This window comes from Hahella sp. HN01, assembly GCF_018986435.1.
GTDB lineage: Bacteria > Pseudomonadota > Gammaproteobacteria > Pseudomonadales > Oleiphilaceae > Hahella.
Genome location: NZ_JAHMIN010000062.1, coordinates 1 through 18,223, shown reverse-complemented (window position 1 = coordinate 18,223; position 18,223 = coordinate 1). Strand labels below are relative to the sequence as shown.

The following is an 18,223-nucleotide window of genomic DNA, read 5'->3' as shown; positions in this document are numbered from 1 at the left end:
CCCCCTGACTCCTCCCCCCCCAAAACTTTCCTAACGGAGGATGTGCCATATCAGGCGTTCACTGAGTATGAGACCAAGCAAATAACAATTTGTCCCATCGACAAAGCGCCTCCGTTATCCGGGCGTACTCAAAGGTCCGGCCTGGCGAGTCCTTTAACAACAAGAGCAGGAAAAAACGATGACAGACAAGAACAACAAGCGCCTCTTCAAAGTAGCCCCTCTGGCGACCGCCATCGCGGCTTCTTTGTTCACCGTGAACGCCAGCGCCGTTGAGTGGCATGGCTATGCGCGTTCAGGCATCGGCATGAGCGACAACGGCGACCAGCAGTGCATCAACAAGCAGGCGGTTGGCCGTTTGGGCAACGAATGCGAAACCTATGCGGAGCTGGATCTTCAGCAAGAGCTTTTCAACCGCGACGGCAGAACGTTCAAAGTTGAAACCATGCTCAGTTATAAATCCAACCAGGACGGAGACTATGAAGCCCTGAACAGCGAAGATGACGAAATCGCGCTTCGCCAGATGAACGTTCAGGCCAAAGGGGTGCTCGGATTCGCCCCCGAAGCGACGCTGTGGGCGGGTAAACGCTACTATCAGCGCCACGATATTCACCATCTGGATCTTTTCTACTGGGACGTATCCGGTCCTGGCGCGGGTATTGAAGGGATCGACGCAGGCGCGGGCAAATTCTCCGCCGCCTGGACCAGAGGCTACGGCAACATAAATATCCTCGACTTCCGTTATTCCGGCATTCAAGTCGGCGCCAGCTCATTGGAAGTGGGCCTGGACTTGGCCAAACCACGACTGACAGACGCCCAAAAAGATGCGGGCGCAGCGGACGATCTGAGCACCTTGCTCACCGCGGAACTGTCCACGCCGATTATGGATGGATTCAACAAAATCGTATTCCAGTACGGAACGGAAGGCTACGCTTCTCCAATGCGCAACTTCGGCGGCGGTCAATGGAACGGGACGTTGGACAAAGGCGGCAAAGGCTTTCGTCTGATCGACTGGGGCGTGGTGAAAGCCGGTTCTAATATCGAACTTAGCTATGCCGCGATGTATGGCGTCTTCGATGACGACACCATGAATGACGATTCGTCTTTCTACAGCATCTCCGCACGCCCCGCGTATAAGTGGTCTGATTACATGCGCACGTATCTGGAAGTGGGTCACTTCGCTGCAGACGATAATGGCGTCGACTCCCAATTGGACAAGGTTACTATCGCACAAGCCTGGTCCGCCGGCCCCAGCTTCTGGGCGCGTCCGGAAATCCGGGTTTTCGCCAGCTACATTAACGATGGCGAAGGTACGCCGTTTGAAGGCGGTGAAGACAGCGTGCTGAACTTCGGCGTCCAAATGGAAGCCTGGTGGTAATCCACCTCCCATTCCCCAATCTCAACCCAAGTGTTCGGGCCGGTTAACCGGCCCTTTTTTCATCCGCCCGATTTTACTCCCCGTCAGACGTCTTCAGTCTTTGTCGATAATGGCTGCGCCTGCTATTTTTTATTGATAAGTCTCACAATCCTGCAGGGTGCATTTTGTCCGCTAGAGCGTCTTATCACTTGCTACTGTCACTACTCGTGTTTTGCCTGGGCTTTACAATGACGCTGTCCCTATGGTCGCGCATTGATATCGAAACCAGCGAAAGGCGACAACATGCCCTGGATTACCAGGCCGAATTTCTCAGCAAGCGCATTACCCGCCAGTTTCTGGAGCAAGTGCGCGCGCTCAAGCGCCTCGCCGCTTACTGGGACAATAATGGCGGCTTCACTAAGGAAACCTGGCGCAAGAACGCGGAGGCGCTGCATCGGGATTTTCCTAACTTCAAAGCCATTGAGTGGACAGATAAAAATTACGTTATCCAATGGATCGAGCCGATGGCCGGTAATGAACAGGCCCTGGGCTTCAACGTGGCCTTCAACGAGAGCCGACGCCGGGCGCTAGAAGCCGCCCGCGCACAGGGCGACATCAACTCCACGCCGGTGATTACTCTGCAACAAGGCGGCCAGGGAGTGGTTGTGTACGCCCCCATTAGCAAAGGCGATGACTTTCAGGGATTTATCGTCGGCGTTTTCCTGGTGGAGCAGTTGCTGGGCAGCCTCATCTCACCACAGGAAGAAGATCACTTCCATGTACGCGTGTATGAGGAAGACAAACTGATATTCAGCAACAGCTCCGCTGACGTCAGCCCCGACACCACCGCGGCGGCGGACTGGAAGCCCCTGCAGTTTTCCTGGCGCTTGAGCGTACAGCCAAAATCCGACTGGCTGCACAATTATTCATCTCCTCTTCCCGCCTTCGTCATGAGCGCAGGAACTATTTCCTCAGCGTTGCTGGCCTGGGTTTGCTATCTCGCCATGTCTTTGGGGCGTCAACGCCGTTCACTGCTCAGCGCCAACGAGTCCCTACAAAGTGAAATCGCCAATCGACAGGAAGTGGAGCAAACGCTGTCTCATGTCATTACCCATGACGCACTGACTGGACTACCCAATCGTTCATTCTTTCAGGAGGATCTGGCTCAAGCCATTCTTCGCGCCCAGCGCGCCAACCGATATCTCGCCGTCATGCTGGTGGATCTGGATCAATTCAAGAAAATCAACGACACCCTCACTCACAGCGCCGGCGACCAACTCGTAGTATCGCTGACCAAACGCTTCAACACGTTACTGGAAAGCGAAATCAGCATCGCGCGGGCCGGTGGAGACGAGTTCATGATGCTGCTGGAAAACCCCGAATCTGTGGATGAGGTGATTGCAATCGCCAACCGCATCATGGCCTGCATGAAGCAGCCCTTCACGCTCAACGACGAAGAAGTCTTCATTACCTGCAGCATCGGTATCGCCGTCTATCCAGAAGGCGGCGTCAGCGCCGAAGACTTGATCCGCAACGCCGACGCCGCGCTCTACCGGGCCAAAGCAGCAGGACGCAACGGCTACCATTTCTACACCACAGGCATGCACGCAGAGGCGCTTAAACGCCTCGAGCTAGACCGCTGGCTACGCGAAGCAATCGAGCGCAACGAACTCAGTCTGGCGTTCCAGCCAAAAGTGAATCTGAAGACCCGCGAGTACACTGGAGCCGAGGCGCTGCTGCGTTGGTATCGTCCAGAACAGGGCTTTATCTCCCCGGTGGAGTTTATTCCCTTGGCGGAGGAAACCGGCTTGATAAAAGAATTGGGCATGTGGGTGGTGCGAAAGGCCTGCCAGCAATTGTCGGAATGGCGAGGCACCCCGTTGGGCAATATCCGGCTCGCGATCAACTTATCCGCCATCCAACTGGAAGATAAAGAACTGGTCCACAAAATCGACGACCTCTTACGAGAGTTCGACGTCCCACCCAGGCAATTGGAGTTCGAACTGACAGAGGAGGTTTTCATCCAGAACATTGAGTCCAACATGGCCCATCTTAACGAGCTGATTAAAATGGGCTTCCGTCTATCCATCGACGACTTTGGCGTTGGCTACTCCTCCCTCGCCTATCTCAAGCACTTTCCCATCTCTTGCATCAAAATCGATCGCAGCTTTGTGTCGCAGCTGGAAACCAACGCCGATGACAGGGTCATCATTAACGCAGTCATCGCCATGGCGCATAACCTTAATCTGAGCGTCGTGGCGGAAGGCGTGGAAACAGAGGCGCAAGCCACCTATCTGCAAAAACAGGGTTGCGATGAAGCTCAGGGATACCTGTTCGCCAAGCCTTTACCTCCAGATCAGTTGTACAAACTGGCCACGTCGCTGAGAAACGGGACCAGCCTGCAGCAGGGATAACGACTTTATTTAGCCGGCTCTACGTAAACCACTGGCTGTTCGCCGCTGTTATCCAGATAAAAGCTGTACACCCCGGTTTCAGGCGGGTTGAATTTGAAGTTTTCAAAAACGGACGAGCAATTGGCTTTGGACTTCTTCCCAAACTCCAACATCTGATCTTCCTGAGACAGAAAGCCGCAGTTAGTGCCGGCGCTCCAGGCTGCGTCGCCAAACTTCAGTTCGTAGGACTGTCCGTCCGCTTTCAATTCCACGCTGGCGACATAAAGATCCGGTCCGGCTTTTTTAACCTTGTATTCATCCAGCGCATCCCACCATGCAAACTGTCCCCGCAGGTACAGCGACTGGCTGAGATCGCGCTTGCCGCCAGTGGAAGCGCAACCGGCCAGCAATAGGGAGGCCGCCAAAGCGGAAATAAGGATAGGCTTTTGCATTCTTGTTCTCCTGCAAAGTTGTTATTGGAAGTGTCGCAGTCAGAACCAAAATGCTCGGTGAAATGGGGCTAAGGCGCATCATCTATAACGCCGCAGGAAGGGGCGTAGCGTCAGGAAGGAGAGGGAGTAGATTAGAAAGGCCTAAAGGTAATGAGTGATGTCTAAGCAGACGCCGCTTATAGCGGCGTCGCAGAAGCGTCCAGGGTTGCAGTTTTATCGCCGTCATCATTAACGACAACGACTGTGACTGTTTGTTCGGCGAAGGAAAACCCTTGGTCATTCAGCTCTGGATTATCTTTGGGATTACAACTATACGCCAAGCGATATGCGCCGTTGTCCGGATTCCAGATAACCGCCTTATACATGCCATTCTCCGGGTTCGCGGCGCTGGATAGCACGGCTGTCGCCACTGGATCTTTGTCGTCACCGTCAATATCGTCCAGAACTGCATGAGCGCCGGCGAACATATATATCGCGCCAGCATACTGGCCGGAGTCATCACAGTTCGCCGCCAGCAATTCGGGCGCAACATTGACGGTCAAAGAGCGCACGCTGTTCAAGTCCACCGTTTTCAGTACGGGCTTCAGCTTGAACTGACGGTTGTTCTCAATGATGGAGCGTCGCAAATCCAGATCGATAAGAAAACCTTTGGGCTGTCCAGCGCTTACCAGGAACTCCCGGTCAATTTTCAGTCCATCCAGATTATCTTCGGGAATAGCCAACTCATAGCGAGAGCCATCCGCTAACTCGATGTAGGAGTCGAAAATACCGTCCAAACGAGCATTCACCATGAGTCGCAACCATGAATACGCACCAATGCCCAGCTCTCCCTGCAACAGGGAGATACGATTTCCCGCCAGAGATTCTGACAACAAATCTATACTGCGCGGCTCTGCATATTCGTAGACGGAACGACCGTTTGATTGAGACTGGATCTCCACGCCGGTAAATTCAATGACCACCTTGGTCGCTCCATCCACCGGCGCATCGGTGATTTCGAGAGAAAACGGAGCCTTGTCCGCAGCGCTTTCGTCCTGTCCGCAACCGAACAGACTTAGCGCGCCTACAAGAAACAAAAATTTAAGCACGAGTTTCAACATCGTCATTCTCCCCGCTCAAACTCCGGAGAAACGAAACCGGCCCGATTTCTGGGTTCTTCCATAGAATCTATCTAACCTTTTCTGCAAAATATTCGCGTTTGCGGCGGAAAAAGCGCCGGATACCCTGGCGACCAATACTGAAACCTATCCTGCTTACACGCGAATCATCCAACAAGCGGCGTATTTAACCCCATGATTGATGAAATTACGACCATCCATATGGACTATTTGGACGATCGTACCGCCTACACTCTCCGGATGAGCATTAATAATGGCTTTTATTATCATGAAGTTATAAAAATGGCGGGCTTAAAATTCATAATAAAGTCGTACACTTCAGCGCTATTCCGCGAAGCAACAATGAACTAGCAGATATATATTCATTTATATGTATATCGTTATTACATTTTGTGAGCATGCGACACCAAAGTCCTCCGAAAGGACAGTCATTGATTCGCCGTCTATAAGCGGACTGAGGCAGCGCATCTCGCGCCCCCTCAAGTGCGTGGCCATGTCAGGAGCTATGCCGGGTCTTGGCCGGCGATTGCAGTTCGCAAGGCGTCAAAGGGGACTATGAGGCGCTGAGCAGCAGCGCCATAAACCAGATGCAGCGCAACTTATTGCTTCATAAAGAGATAGTGACCAACCTGCCATTCCGCCCCAGAGCGAAAATTGAACAGCTCCGCACAAGCCATGAAGAACATGCGCCACCGCTGGGTCCAAAGATCGGCTTGTTCTTCTCCGTAGGCGTCAGCGAAGATTTTCCTTACTTTGGCTTCGTTGGCGTCCAGGTTGGCCAGCCAGGCTTCCGCTGTCGCGCCGTAATGACGACCATTGAGCATCCACTGTTGCATCAGGCGCAGGTTCTGCTGGAAATGACCGAACGTTCCCGCCGCAGGCATCAGTCCGCCGGTGAAGAAGTATCTGCCCATCCAGTTATTGGCGCCTTCCGTTTCAAAGGGATAAAGCAGGTTGCGATGACAGAATATATGAGCAAAGAACAATCCCGCCGGCGCTAACCACTGACTGACTCGCTCAAATAACGCCTGATAGTTGCGTACGTGCTCCAGCATTTCCACCGAAACGATGCGATCAAAGGTGGTGGAAGGGCTAAACACATTTACATCGCAAGTCAGAATTTTAAGATTGCGTAAACCGCGCAGCGCCGCCTGTTCCTCAATATAGCTGCGCTGCGATGCGGAGTTGGAGACGCCAGTAATCTCCGCCTTGGGAAAGGTCTCCGCCAACCACAGGCTTAGAGAGCCCCAGCCGCACCCCAAATCCAGAATACGCTGTCCATCGGCCAACTGCGCCCGCTCGGCGTATAACGCCAGCATAGCCTCCTCCGCTTCAGCAAGATCGCCAACCTCTTTCCCCCACCAGCATGCGCTGTATTTCAAGCGCGGCCCCAGAACCAGACGATAGAACTCCGCAGGCACTTCATAATGTTGTTCATTGGCCGCACGCGTTTCTATGGCGATAGGACCATTGAGATAGCGGGCGATTCTTTCAAGCTCGCCGCCGCCCCGCCTGCGTTCCTGCAGCAGACGTTCGCGACACAGTCGGCGAATACCAAAGCGAATCAGGGCGTCAGGCAACCAGCCTTTTTCCGCCAGTTCGATCATACTCATGATTTTGGCCTCCAGGGTATAAACATGGGAGTGCGGCGTTGATAATCCCGATAGTCCTCCCCCCGCGAACGCAACGCCTGTCGTTCGGTAAAAGGGATGCCGGTGACGAAATACAAGAAGACGAACATTACCGCCGGCGCGCTCCAGAGCCAGAATCCCCAGGGAGATGCAGCCCCCAATAGCGGATAAGCGAACCAATGCAGCCATTCAAAAAAGTAATTGGGATGTCGCGAATAGCGCCATAGACCTTTTCGACAGGTTTTACCCTGGTTTTGCGGATCGGCTTTAAACGCTGCGAGCTGACGATCCGCCAGGGTTTCACCAAGCCACGCGACGACGACCAGGAGGAGCGCCGCCACATACAATACCGCTGACGGTTCCTGGGCCTGACTAATCACCCAGGCTGGCAGCGCGAACAGCCACACCCAGAACGCCTGCATCATATACATTCCCAGAAACACACTCCGCCAGCGATCCCCCGCCCATACACGCAGAGCGGCGTAACGGCCATCCTCCTCTGCTCCTGCGACTCTGCCAGCCAGGTGCAACGACAATCGTCCGAACCACACCAGATAGATCAACGCCACAGTCAAACGTAACGACGCATCGCCGGTTCCCGCCAGGGCATGCAATGCGCCAGTGACGCCTACGCCGGCCGCCCAGCAAACGTCGACCCAGCCGGCATTGCGGCTCCGGGTTTGCCACAGATATGCCACTAAGAACACGACCGCCAAACAGACCGGCGACCACCATAGCAGCATCAGATTCACAGCCATTGCTTGCGACGGCAGCCCGGTTTGGCGAACAACATCTGCACGTTGGAGATCGCCCGTTCGCGGAAACCACCCTCGCAATAGCAAAGATAAAACTCCCACATGCGAATGAAACGTTCGTCAAATCCCTGCTCGCGCACTTGCGGTAAATTTCGCAAGAAGCGACTGCGCCACTCCTGCAAAGTAAGGGCGTAGCTTTCCCCGATATCCTCTAGATTAAACAGACGCAATCCGGCATTGGCGGCGCTCTGCGTCAGCACGGACACACAGGGGATAAAGCTGCCGGGGAAAATATAACGTTTGATGAAGTCCACATGCCGCAGCGCTTTTTCGTAGCGATTATCATCAATGGTGATCGCTTGAATCAGCCCCAGACCATCATCCTTCAACAGGCCGCTGATCTGACGGAAGTAGCCATCAAGAAACTGATGTCCCACCGCCTCCACCATTTCAATGGAGACCACCTTGTCATAGCGGCCTTCCAGTTTGCGGTAGTCCTGCAACAGCACGGTCACCTGATCTTGCAGCCCCGCCTGCCGAACCTGTTCAGCGACGGCGGCGTGCTGCTCGACGGAAATGGTCGCCGTGGTGACCTTGCAACCATATTCACGGGCGGCGTACAGGGCCATGCCCCCCCAACCCGAGCCAATTTCAAGCAAATGATCGTTTGGCGTTAAAGCCAGCTTGCGGCAAATTCGCTCCAATTTGGCTTTCGAGGCCTGTTCCAGGGATTCCTCGCCGGTGACATACACTGCAGAGGAATACATCATGCTTTCATCCAGAAACAGGCGGAAGAAATCATTACCGAGGTCATAGTGCGCCGCGATATTTTTGCGGGAGCCCTGCAGCGTATTGCGGTTGAAGCTGTGCCAAAGCTTACTCAGCGCCCCCGGCAGGCGCGCCATGCCGGATTCCAACTGCTCCAGTCGCGCGCGGTTGCGCAACAACAAGCGCACCAGCGCAGTCAGGTCCGGTGACGTCCAGGAGCCTGCCATCCAGGCTTCCGCCAGGCCGTTGACGCCCCCAGTCAATGCGACGCGGTAGAAATCGGCGTTGGCGACGTCAATTCTGGCGCGTAGCGCATCCCGCCCCTGCGCGCCGAAAACTCGACTGTCTCCGTCGCTGCGCAGCTCCAGTTCCCCGCCTTGTATTCCTGAGCACAAACGGTATAAAGCCTGTTTCCAAAAACGTTCGGGCAACAGTAAGGGTTTGCTGATCGCACTCGCCCACATAGTTATGTCTCCAGCTATTTGAACTATCACGGCTTAACGCCGTTTTAAACCGTTTCCTGATTCATCGGCTTTCCCTCTCCCCGCGCCTTTTTGTTGGGATGGGGATAGAAAGGAACGCCTTTGCGCCAAAGCGAAAACGCCTGCCGATAAATCGCCATCGCGACGGTGACGCACATAAAGGGAAATTTAAGCGGCGCGCGCCAGGCATTGGCGGCGGTCAGGGGTTTCTTGACCAGCCCAAGGCTGGCGTCGAACACCGCTGCGCCGTTGTCCAATAAACGCATGTGCGTCCAGACCCGCTGCTCGTCCAGGCGAAATCGCCATTCATATTTCAGCGCCATCGGCATGAAGGGCGACACATGAAACGCCTTATCAAAGCTGAAAGTGAGCGCCTGTCCCTGCAGCCGTTGCGGCGTCAGCGGCAACACATAGGAATGCCGTTCGTTCCAGGGTGTGTTATTGATCTCCGCGACGATGGCGTACAGCTCATCCCGCTGGTTGAAGCAGAAATAGAACGAGACTGGGTTGAAGCAAAATCCCCAGGAGCGTAAATGGGTCAACAGGCGAATAGCGCCAGCCTGCGGGGCCACGTCTGCTTCCTGTAGACGTTCATACACCGCCTGCTTTAAGTCAGGAACATCTCGACGCAGATAGTCCGAACGCCGATATTGCATCAAATTAAAGCCTCGACTAGACCAGAAAGGCAGAGTGTTGATTTCCTCTAGCTCATCCAAATCAAGCCAGGCCATGCTGATGCGATACTCAAAATGATGCGACGCTGGCGTATAACGGCGGTGCCGCACTTTACCTTCGCAAATTGCGCTATGCCGCAACGCCATAACGCCTCCGCTGGATCAGGGACACGACATCCAACGCGCTTCGCACGCCGTCTTCATGAAACCCCCAGCCCCAATAAGCGCCACAGAAATAGGTATTGCGGCGACCATTAATTTCCTCCCGGCGCGCCTGGGCGGCCAACGTTTCACGGGTATAGACGGGGTGCGCATAGGTGCGGCGGGCATATATTTTTTCAGGGGCGATAGGAAAGGTCGGATTCAAGGTCACAATAATGGGCGTCTCACATGTAAGACCCTGTAGGGAGTTCATCCAATAGCTGACGGAGCAATGCTGCGTTGTCTGCTGTGGAATAAAGGCGTTCCAACTCGCCCAGGCGGCGCGCTGCGAGGGCATGACGCGTGTGTCGGAATGCACCACGGCCAGATTATCCTGATAGGGAATCGCCCCCAAAACCTCACGTTCCGTTCGGTCCGAGTCTTTAAGCAGAGCCAGCGCCTGATCGCTGTGACAGGCGAAGACGACGGCGTCATAGTTTTCAGCACCATAGCGCTCCGAGTGCACCATCACGGAATCACCACAACGGGACACCACGGCGGCCGGACAAGACAGGCGCACACGTCGTCCAAGCACGGCCTGAATGCGCTGCACATATTGCTGCGAACCGCCCTGCACGACTTTCCACTGCGGCCGACCACGCAATTGCAGCATGCGGTGGTTATCCATAAAGGAGATAAAGAAACGAAACGGGAAAGCCTCAATCATTCGCGCAGACGCGGACCATAGCGCGCATGCCATGGGCACAATGTGATTGTCGATAAACGCGCGGCTATATCCATCCTGGCGCAGGAACTCGCCCAATGTCAGGTCCGTATCAACTTCCAGGGCCCGTCTCGGCGCTTCTTTATAGAAACGCGCGAGATCTTTGAGCATCCGATAGAAGTCCGGGCGCAGCAGATTGCGCTTCTGCGCCAGCAAACGACTCAACCCCGCCGCGCCATACTCCATGCCCGTCGCCTCATTCACTGCGCTGAAACTCATGTCGCTGTCGCGCCATTGCACACCTAACTCTCTCAGCATGTCGCAGAATCTGGGGTAGTTGTGTTCATTAAACACAATAAAGCCGGAATCAACCGCGACGTCCTGACCGTCCAGTCGCAAAGAATGAGTATCGGTGTGGCCGCCTGGACGTCCGTTCGCCTCAAACAGCGTCACCTCATGGTTYTTATGCAGATAATAAGCCGCGGCAAGACCGGAGACGCCGCCGCCGATGATCGCGATGTTCATCTGCGGCCTCCGTTCAGCGTCAGGCCTGAAACTTCAGATTTGTGAGCCCATTTCTTATGTTCAGGGACATCTCTGAGATCCCAGATCAAGCCTACCAGCGCCATCAATCGCAACAGGTAATAGCTCAAGTCCAGCTCCCACCAAAAAAAGCCCTGGCGCGCGCTGCCGGAATAATGATGGTGGTTGTTATGCCAGCCTTCTCCCAGAGTCAGCAGCGCCAGAAGAAAATTATTGCGGGAGTCGTCCCCTGTCTCATAGCGCCGCCGCCCCCAGCGATGAGCAAGGGAATTGATGGCCAAAGTCGCGTGAATCAACACCACTGTGGAAATGAAGTAGCCCCACACCAGCATTTGCCAGCCGCTGGTTTGCAGTTGCGGAGCCATATAGGCAAGCCCTTCGCCCAGACACCACATGCCGAAGCCGAAAGCCAGGGGCACGCACATGTCAAACCGATCAAGCCAGCGTAATTCGGGATACTGACTGAAATCCTTCACCAGATTCAGCGGCGCCTTGAAGTATTTGCCTCCCAGAAACCAACCGGCATGACTGCGCCAAAAGCCGTGTCGGGGCGAGTGTGGGTCTGCTTCAGTGTCGGAAGTACGGTGATGATGGCGATGATGCGCCGACCACCAGAGCGGACCGCGCTGGGTGGCGGAGGCCCCCAGCACAGCGAAAATAAATTGCACGGGGCGACTGGTGCGAAAGGACTTGTGAGCAAAATATCGGTGGTAAAACGCCGTGATGGCGAACATACGCACCAGATAAGCGCCCACCGCCACCCACACCGCTACAGGACTCCAGCCTACCCAGAGCACCGCAAGGCAGGCCAGGTGAATGCCGACGAACGGCCAGACTCTGCGCCAGTCCACAGCGTCCCGACCCACATCTACCGACATTCCTTTGCGGTCATTATCAATCCAGCTCAATAACCTGCCCAAGCCTTGCATATTAAAATCAGTCCTCAGTTGAGAGAGTCGCCGCCGTCATCGCCAATATCTTACGAACGAAGAAGCGGTTTGGTTTGCAGGCGGGATTTTATAACTGTCTTGGTCAGGTTCGGCGAGGCTTCAACGTCATCATCGCCGACCATGGCAAAACTGAATCTCGTCCAGCGTCGTAAAGCTTAGCATCAAGTACATGGAAACCTTTCAGGAATCGACGTTATGGCACTTCTCCGCACCAGTTTGACCGCCACCCTCGCAAGTTTACTGAGCGCCTGCTCCAGTTCAGGTCCGTTGACGCCCCATCAGGATTATTTAACCGCAGCGGGTTCCGAAACTTTCTCTTCCATTGAGCAGGAACTACGACTGCAAGGTTTCGTAGCGCTCATGAATAATTTCACGCCAGACAGTATCCCCGCCGCCGTCGAGCGCGCTTACGCGAAGACATTTTATTTCAATGACACCTTTCACAGCTTGCAGGAGCGGGAGGACCTGACGCGCTACTTCGTCGCGATGGCGGAGAAAGCCTCCACGTCAGTACAGTTCCTTGACTTTGCATCGACAGGCGATGACATCCTGCTGCGCTGGACCATGACCTTAAAGTTCAAAGTCTGGTGGAAGCAGGTCGAAGTGACCTCCATCGGCATCTCTCATCTACGTTTCAATGCTCAAGGAGAGATCGTTCTTCATCAGGATTACTGGGACAGTGCTGAGGGCTTTTACTACCACCTCCCGTTGGTCGGAGGCGTCCTGCAGAAGATTCGCGGCGGCGTGGGAGCAAACCAGTGAAAGCCTGCCTGCTGCTCATCCTGGCGCTAACCGTCCCAAAGATTTGGGCTGCAGACTCAGTTAGATTTCCATCAACACAGCAGATTGCTGACGCGACGTTACAACGCTGCGGCGTCGCCGAGTTAAAGGCCTACCGACTGTTCACCGTTGGCGCCGCCGCTCTCTACCGTGAGAACTGCGCAACATCCTGGCGACAGGACACACAGGAAAGTCGCGTGATGCTGTTTCGCTATGCACGCAACATCCCCGCCCACGCCTTTACGGAAAGTGCGGAAACCTTGTTGCGTCGCAACCAATCCTTGCCTGAAAACGCCAGCGCTCTGCGCCAATTCCATTCCAGCTATCGCGATGTAAGCGATGGCGACCAGTATCGCCTGGAGTATCAAGCCAACGATGGCCTGCGCCTGTTGCTCAACGATCAGGAGCTGGCGCGCCTGCGGGAGGAGCCGCTGGCGCACGCCTACTTTAACATCTGGCTGGGCCGACGCCCTTTTGATGAGTCGCTGAAACAGCGCTTACTCGGACTGGACTAACTTAACCACTTCCTCCGCGTACTCCGGACGCACCTGACGCGTAGGAAACAGTGTTTCCAGAGACGTAGAGAAACTGCTGTCGTTAATAATATGGGCGTGATAGCGACGCAGCTCCCTGGGTTCGCGCACGCCGCAAGAGTGGGCGATCACTCCCACTTCATAGGCCATTTTCTTGGCGTAGTTGGCGACGCGGACGGCTTTGTTGGCGGGGTCGAGGCCTTTCTGCAGTTCCGGATCATGAGTGGTGACGCCAGTCGGACAGGTATTCTTGTTGCATTGCAGCGCCTGAATGCATCCCAAAGCGAACATATACCCTCGCGCGGAAACGATGAAATCCGCTCCCATGCACAACGCCCAGGCGACGCCGGAAGGCGTAATGAGCTTACCGGAGCAAATGACTTTAATACGGTGTCGCAAGCCGTATTCCATCAGTTTATCCACCACCAGAGGCAGACTTTCTTTGATGGTCAGCCCTACGTAGTCAATCAGGCTCTGCGGCGCCGCGCCCGTGCCTCCGTCCGCGCTATCGATGGTGATAAAGTCCGGCGCATATTCAAGCCCACGTTCATGAATGCGTTTGAACAAGGTGTCGAGAAAGCCGTAAGCGCCAATCACCGCTTTAAATCCCACCGGTTTCCCGGTGACTTCACGAATGTGGTGAATCATATCCATCAGATCGTCCACATTGCGGATTTCCGGATGGCCGTTGGGGCTGATAGAGGATTTACCCTCAGGGATGCCCCGGATAGCGGCAATTTCTTCCGTCACTTTACCGCCGGGAAGAATGCCGCCTTTACCGGGTTTGGCGCCCTGGCTCATCTTGACCTCAAACATTCTTACCTGCTCATGCGACGCAATCTGCAACAGCTTCTCGTCGCTCAGCGTCCCCTCTTCGTTGCGTGCGCCATATTTAGCCGTACCGATTTGAAACACCAGGTCGCAGCCGCCTTCCAAATGATATTTGGTCAACCCGCCTTCACCGGTATTCATCCACACGCCCGCTTCTTTAGCGCCGTGTGACAACGCCAAGACCGCAGGGCGCGAGATCGCGCCGTAACTCATGCCGGAGATATTGAAAATGGAGCTGGTGCTGTAAGGCGTGCGCGCGAAGCCCTCTCCCAGGGTGATTTCCTTTGGCGGTACCGCGTCTTCCTCCAGCGTGGGGAAAGGACAGTTCAAAAATATGACTTCGCCCGCATGAGTGAGATTACGGGTGGAGCCAAACGCCACCGTGTTATCGACATTTTTCGCGGAACGATAAACCCAGGCCCGCTCCGCGCGATTGAAGGGCAACTCTTCCCGGTCCATGGCGAAAAAATACTGCCGAAAGAACTCGCCAAGGTGTTCGAAAAAATAACGGAAACGTCCGATCACCGGGAAATTGCGGCGAATCGCGTGTTTCTTCTGGGTAATATCGATGACATAGGCGATCAACACCCAAACTACCAATATGGCGATCACCGCCGCACCGAAAAAGGTGGCGATTTCAACCAGAGTAAATGTCAGATTTCGGATTGCGTCGGGCATCGCAGCAGTCTCCATATTCGGCGGGTTGCGTATTTGCGCCTGATTTTAGCAGCAAGCGGGAACCGGTTACGGTTATTGGACAAATTATGCAACGCTCCAGTTCCTCTCGCCACCGAATCACACCCTGTATGAGTTCAGGTTAATCCGAGCTTGCCAGTCAGGCTTTTCATCAGCATAGTAACCAGTCCCTACCTTTGCCTCTGCAGGAACCCATGAGCGCATCGTCATCACCACCGTCTTCATCCACCGGCGCCTTAGCTGCGTTGGGAGCCTTCCTCCTTTGGGGATTCATGCCCATTTATTTCAAACAACTGAGCCACATGCCCGCTCTGGAAATCCTGGGGCATCGCATCGTCTGGTCCAGCGTATTGACAGTATTGCTGTGCGCCGTCAGCGGTCGCCTGATGGCGGTGCGCGCGGGTCTGCTCGAATGGCGCAAATTGCGGTGGCTGGCATTGTCGGCGTTATTGGTGGGCGGCAACTGGCTGCTGTTCATCTGGTCGGTGAACAACAATCATTTGACGGAAGCCAGTCTCGGTTATTACATCAACCCACTGGTCAACATGCTGTTGGGTTATCTGTTTCTGGGTGAACGCCTGACCTTCCTGCAACGCATCGCCGCCGCCCTTGCGGTGGGTGGAGTATTACTGGAGATCGTCGCCTTTGGCTCCCTGCCCTGGATCGCTGTTGTGCTGGCGCTCTCCTTCGGCTTTTACGGCTTATTGCGCAAGCAGGTGGCGGTGGACGCCGTCAGCGGACTATGCGTGGAGACCTGCCTGCTGGCGCCGGCTGCGCTGATCTATATGTGGACCTCCGCGTCTCCCGCCAGCGACATGCTCACCAACGACGCTTACCACAACTTGTTGCTACTCGCAGCAGGGCCCGCAACGACCTTACCGCTGTTGCTGTTCATCATCGCCAGCCGCAGGCTGACTTTGACAATCCTCGGCTTCTTCCAATACCTCGGCCCCAGCATCATGTTCATCCTGGCGATCACGCTCTACCAGGAGCCTGTGCCGCAAGGCAAATGGATCACGTTCGTCATTATCTGGTGCGCTTTGGCGCTGGTGTCCTGGGATGCGGTGATGCGCTATCGTTCACGCCGACTGGCGCCTGTGACGTAGCGCTTTCTGCGCATGATGCAAGGAGATGATCGAAGAGGAGAGTAGACGCAGCGGGCGGGGCTTCACCCGCTGCGGGACTGGGAGTCTTAATTAATCCGCACCAGGGAATCGCGCTCGATATCTGAAAGCTGATCAATAGATACGATAGTCAGACCGCCGTTATTTGGCGCTGCAGCGTACTTCTGCTCCAATACTGTCGCCTGACCTTCAGGCAACTTCCACATGGCGCCAGTAATCGGATCGACTATCAGCATGCCAATTACGCCGCCCAGCAAGATATTGCCAAAGTACCAGCCATCCAGCTTACTTTCCAGCATGACGGTCTTATCGTCATAGCCGTCTTTGTGGAACTTCACTCGGTATTTCGCTTTTTGAAAGTAACTTTCGCCAGCGCTCAGGGTTACCGTTGCAGGCGTACGGCCCGCGTGAATCTCGTTGCCATTTAAATCTTCAACGATGAACTGCGCATCGGAAGGAGAGCTGCTGATCGCTACAGGATAGCTGCTGTCGCTGACAATACTCGCGCAACCAGTGGAAAGAAGAAATGAAGTTAGAACCGACGCTACCACTACCTTTTTCATAGATATTCCTGAGATGACTTATGTACGAATGCTATTTGATAATCCGCCATACAACCGACCACGCCAGCGGTGAAAACCACCCGTTATCATCAAAAGCTGCAGGCTACCGTTAGATGCGCCCTCCACCACGGTCAAACCAGATGAAGCAACAACACGGAGGCCATTATGTACATGCAAGCTGAATTGAAACTGAATGAAGTATTTTTATCATTATGTCTCAGAAATATTCATAGGTAGTGTTCACTTGATGGCATTCACTACTACCCAGAGGTTAACGCGCCTTGAATAAAATCTCCTCAAAATTAGGATTTCCGCTTCCCACTATGCGTCCAATGAAACCTCGTCTAAAAAATAAATACTCCCTTATTTTTTATGGCACTGCAACGGATCAAAATGATTTTTGCTAACGGGTATTTCACAACTCAACATAACCGACCCTCCTTCAACATAAAAATATTCAATTGTAAACTCTATACTACTCCCATTCAAAAAAACATCTTCCACAAAAGCCCCGCTTGACTTACTCAAGCTCAGCTCTTGGTTATTGTAAGGCAGTTCTTTTACAGTCAAAGTTTCTATCGGATTAAAATTAGGACGAGAAAGAATTTCAAATTGTATAATAGGGTTAAGCTCCATATTGTGCTGAACTATCCTGACAACCTGCCCATTAACAACTTCTGTCTTAATTTGACTTACCGAAGCTGGTACTCCTGTACTTTCAGTCAGAGCTGAGCATGAAATAGGCGTCAAAAGAAGAAAACATAAAAGTCTTTTCATAATTTATCTACTTAGCTTTATCTAAAAATTTATTACGTCGTTCAAAGCGGTCCTTAGGAACGTTTGGCCAGTTACTTTTATTACTTAGTTGTTTTTTAAATTCATCGACATCGTTATCCACAATACTCTGCTGGAGAATTTTTCTCGCTGATCCAGTATAGTCGCCTCGAAATTTGAGATCGATAACGATATCTTTAATAGCTGAATTCAAACTATCCCATTTCGTTTCACCATAAGCCAATACAACATCCTTTTTTCCACATATTCTTTCAACTTCATTGCTCTCTGATTCGTAACTTTTCTTGAAGATATTTAACTGCGTATTCGCAGAGATCTGGAAGTCAAGAAGATCATTATCAATAATAAAACGTTCAGCACTATTTCCATAAAGTCCAGAAGCAAGCTTTAATACTTCTGCATTTTTTGTGTTAACTCCCGCATTAACTAAATCTAAATATATTGCAGACGCATCTTTCCTTCTCATGTCATATCCGCGTCCCAGAGTAAGGCCAGATACAGCAGAAGGAACATGAAGTTTGCGCGAGTGGTACTTTCCACCTTCATTGCCCTCTGACTCCCACGTCACAATCCCAAAATCTGGTGCAGTAATCGCCACAGATTTAAAAACCGAGTTACCAAGATCGATTAAACTCTTAAATGTTTTACCATTAGGGTCAACCCTTCCGTCAGGTGAAGACACCTTCATATAGCTAGTTTGGAAGTCACTTATAGCTGAAACTAGACTTGAGTCGCTTTTCCCATTGACTACAAACGTCTCTTCTTTGTTACTAATCCGAAACAAAGTAGGCGAACACAGAAATAGACTATATTCAAGCATGTCATGGACCCGACTTTAGATAAAGAGAGTGGATGCTATGCCCTCAAATGATGGAAGAAAGCTTGATCATAAAACACTAGAAATCATTCGCATTCG

Annotated in this window: 17 protein-coding genes; 5 read left to right on the top strand and 12 right to left on the bottom strand. The window is 53.3% G+C overall.

Features of this window, described 5'->3' with window-relative positions; all coding sequences use genetic code 11:
* The first annotated feature begins 178 nt into the window (after nt 1–178).
* On the top strand, nt 179–1,375 hold the full coding sequence (locus KP814_RS30770) for a maltoporin (protein ID WP_216740378.1): 1,197 nt from the start codon (nt 179–181) through the stop codon (nt 1,373–1,375).
* 227 nt (nt 1,376–1,602) lie between these two features.
* Nucleotides 1,603–3,768, top strand: a complete 2,166-nt coding sequence (locus tag KP814_RS30765; RefSeq protein WP_216740377.1) for an EAL domain-containing protein — start codon at nt 1,603–1,605, stop codon at nt 3,766–3,768.
* 5 nt (nt 3,769–3,773) lie between these two features.
* On the opposite strand, the gene KP814_RS30760 is transcribed toward KP814_RS30765, so the two are convergent.
* From KP814_RS30760 to KP814_RS30725, 8 genes are all read right to left on the bottom strand, one after another.
* A complete protein-coding gene (locus tag KP814_RS30760; RefSeq protein ID WP_216740376.1) occupies nt 3,774–4,199 on the bottom strand; it encodes a hypothetical protein in 426 nt (141 codons plus the stop codon).
* A 176-nt stretch (nt 4,200–4,375) separates the two neighbouring features.
* On the bottom strand, nt 4,376–5,299 hold the full coding sequence (locus tag KP814_RS30755) for a DUF4382 domain-containing protein (RefSeq protein WP_164887177.1): 924 nt from the start codon (nt 5,297–5,299) through the stop codon (nt 4,376–4,378).
* Nucleotides 5,300–5,916: 617 nt separating this feature from the next.
* A complete protein-coding gene (locus KP814_RS30750) occupies nt 5,917–6,930 on the bottom strand; it encodes a cyclopropane-fatty-acyl-phospholipid synthase family protein (RefSeq protein WP_216740375.1) in 1,014 nt (337 codons plus the stop codon).
* A complete protein-coding gene (locus KP814_RS30745; RefSeq protein WP_216740374.1) occupies nt 6,927–7,706 on the bottom strand; it encodes a DUF1295 domain-containing protein in 780 nt (259 codons plus the stop codon). The genes KP814_RS30750 and KP814_RS30745 overlap by 4 nt, the downstream gene beginning before the upstream one ends.
* The gene (locus KP814_RS30740) at nt 7,697–8,935 is read right to left on the bottom strand and encodes a cyclopropane-fatty-acyl-phospholipid synthase family protein (RefSeq protein WP_216740373.1); all 1,239 of its coding nucleotides are present in this window, start codon (nt 8,933–8,935) and stop codon (nt 7,697–7,699) included. Before KP814_RS30740 ends, KP814_RS30745 begins: the two co-directional genes overlap by 10 nt.
* Nucleotides 8,936–8,979: 44 nt before the next feature.
* On the bottom strand, nt 8,980–9,774 hold the full coding sequence (locus KP814_RS30735; RefSeq protein ID WP_216740372.1) for a DUF1365 domain-containing protein: 795 nt from the start codon (nt 9,772–9,774) through the stop codon (nt 8,980–8,982).
* Nucleotides 9,758–11,017, bottom strand: coding sequence for an NAD(P)/FAD-dependent oxidoreductase (locus KP814_RS30730; RefSeq protein ID WP_216740371.1), 1,260 nt, complete (start codon nt 11,015–11,017; stop codon nt 9,758–9,760). Before KP814_RS30730 ends, KP814_RS30735 begins: the two co-directional genes overlap by 17 nt.
* Entirely contained in the window at nt 11,014–11,964 is a 951-nt protein-coding gene (locus KP814_RS30725; RefSeq protein ID WP_216740370.1) for an acyl-CoA desaturase, read from the bottom strand. The genes KP814_RS30730 and KP814_RS30725 overlap by 4 nt, the downstream gene beginning before the upstream one ends.
* 216 nt (nt 11,965–12,180) lie before the next feature.
* On the opposite strand from KP814_RS30725, the gene KP814_RS30720 reads away from it, so the two are divergent.
* Both KP814_RS30720 and KP814_RS30715 read left to right on the top strand, forming a co-directional pair.
* The gene (locus KP814_RS30720; protein ID WP_216740369.1) at nt 12,181–12,747 is read left to right on the top strand and encodes a nuclear transport factor 2 family protein; all 567 of its coding nucleotides are present in this window, start codon (nt 12,181–12,183) and stop codon (nt 12,745–12,747) included.
* Nucleotides 12,744–13,280, top strand: a complete 537-nt coding sequence (locus tag KP814_RS30715; RefSeq protein ID WP_216740368.1) for a chalcone isomerase family protein — start codon at nt 12,744–12,746, stop codon at nt 13,278–13,280. Before KP814_RS30720 ends, KP814_RS30715 begins: the two co-directional genes overlap by 4 nt.
* Here the strand turns inward: KP814_RS30715 and KP814_RS30710 are convergent.
* Nucleotides 13,263–14,807: an FMN-binding glutamate synthase family protein gene (locus KP814_RS30710; RefSeq protein ID WP_216740367.1), complete on the bottom strand. Its 1,545-nt coding sequence runs from the start codon at nt 14,805–14,807 to the stop codon at nt 13,263–13,265. The two genes, KP814_RS30715 and KP814_RS30710, sit on opposite strands and share 18 nt — an antisense overlap.
* A 212-nt stretch (nt 14,808–15,019) precedes the next feature.
* Between KP814_RS30710 and rarD the strand changes: the two genes are divergently transcribed.
* Nucleotides 15,020–15,931 carry an EamA family transporter RarD gene (gene rarD, locus KP814_RS30705; protein WP_216740366.1) on the top strand — a complete coding sequence of 304 codons (912 nt, stop codon included), beginning with the start codon at nt 15,020–15,022 and terminating at the stop codon, nt 15,929–15,931.
* Between the two features lie 86 nt (nt 15,932–16,017).
* Here rarD and KP814_RS30700 read toward each other — a convergent pair whose 3' ends face one another.
* From KP814_RS30700 to KP814_RS30690, 3 genes are all read right to left on the bottom strand, one after another.
* Nucleotides 16,018–16,512: a hypothetical protein gene (locus KP814_RS30700; protein ID WP_216740365.1), complete on the bottom strand. Its 495-nt coding sequence runs from the start codon at nt 16,510–16,512 to the stop codon at nt 16,018–16,020.
* Nucleotides 16,513–16,875: 363 nt separating this feature from the next.
* Nucleotides 16,876–17,289 (bottom strand): hypothetical protein, encoded by a 414-nt coding sequence (locus KP814_RS30695; RefSeq protein ID WP_216740364.1) that lies wholly within the window; start codon nt 17,287–17,289, stop codon nt 16,876–16,878.
* 7 nt (nt 17,290–17,296) lie between these two features.
* On the bottom strand, nt 17,297–18,127 hold the full coding sequence (locus KP814_RS30690) for a hypothetical protein (RefSeq protein ID WP_216740363.1): 831 nt from the start codon (nt 18,125–18,127) through the stop codon (nt 17,297–17,299).
* Nucleotides 18,128–18,223: the final 96 nt, after the last annotated feature.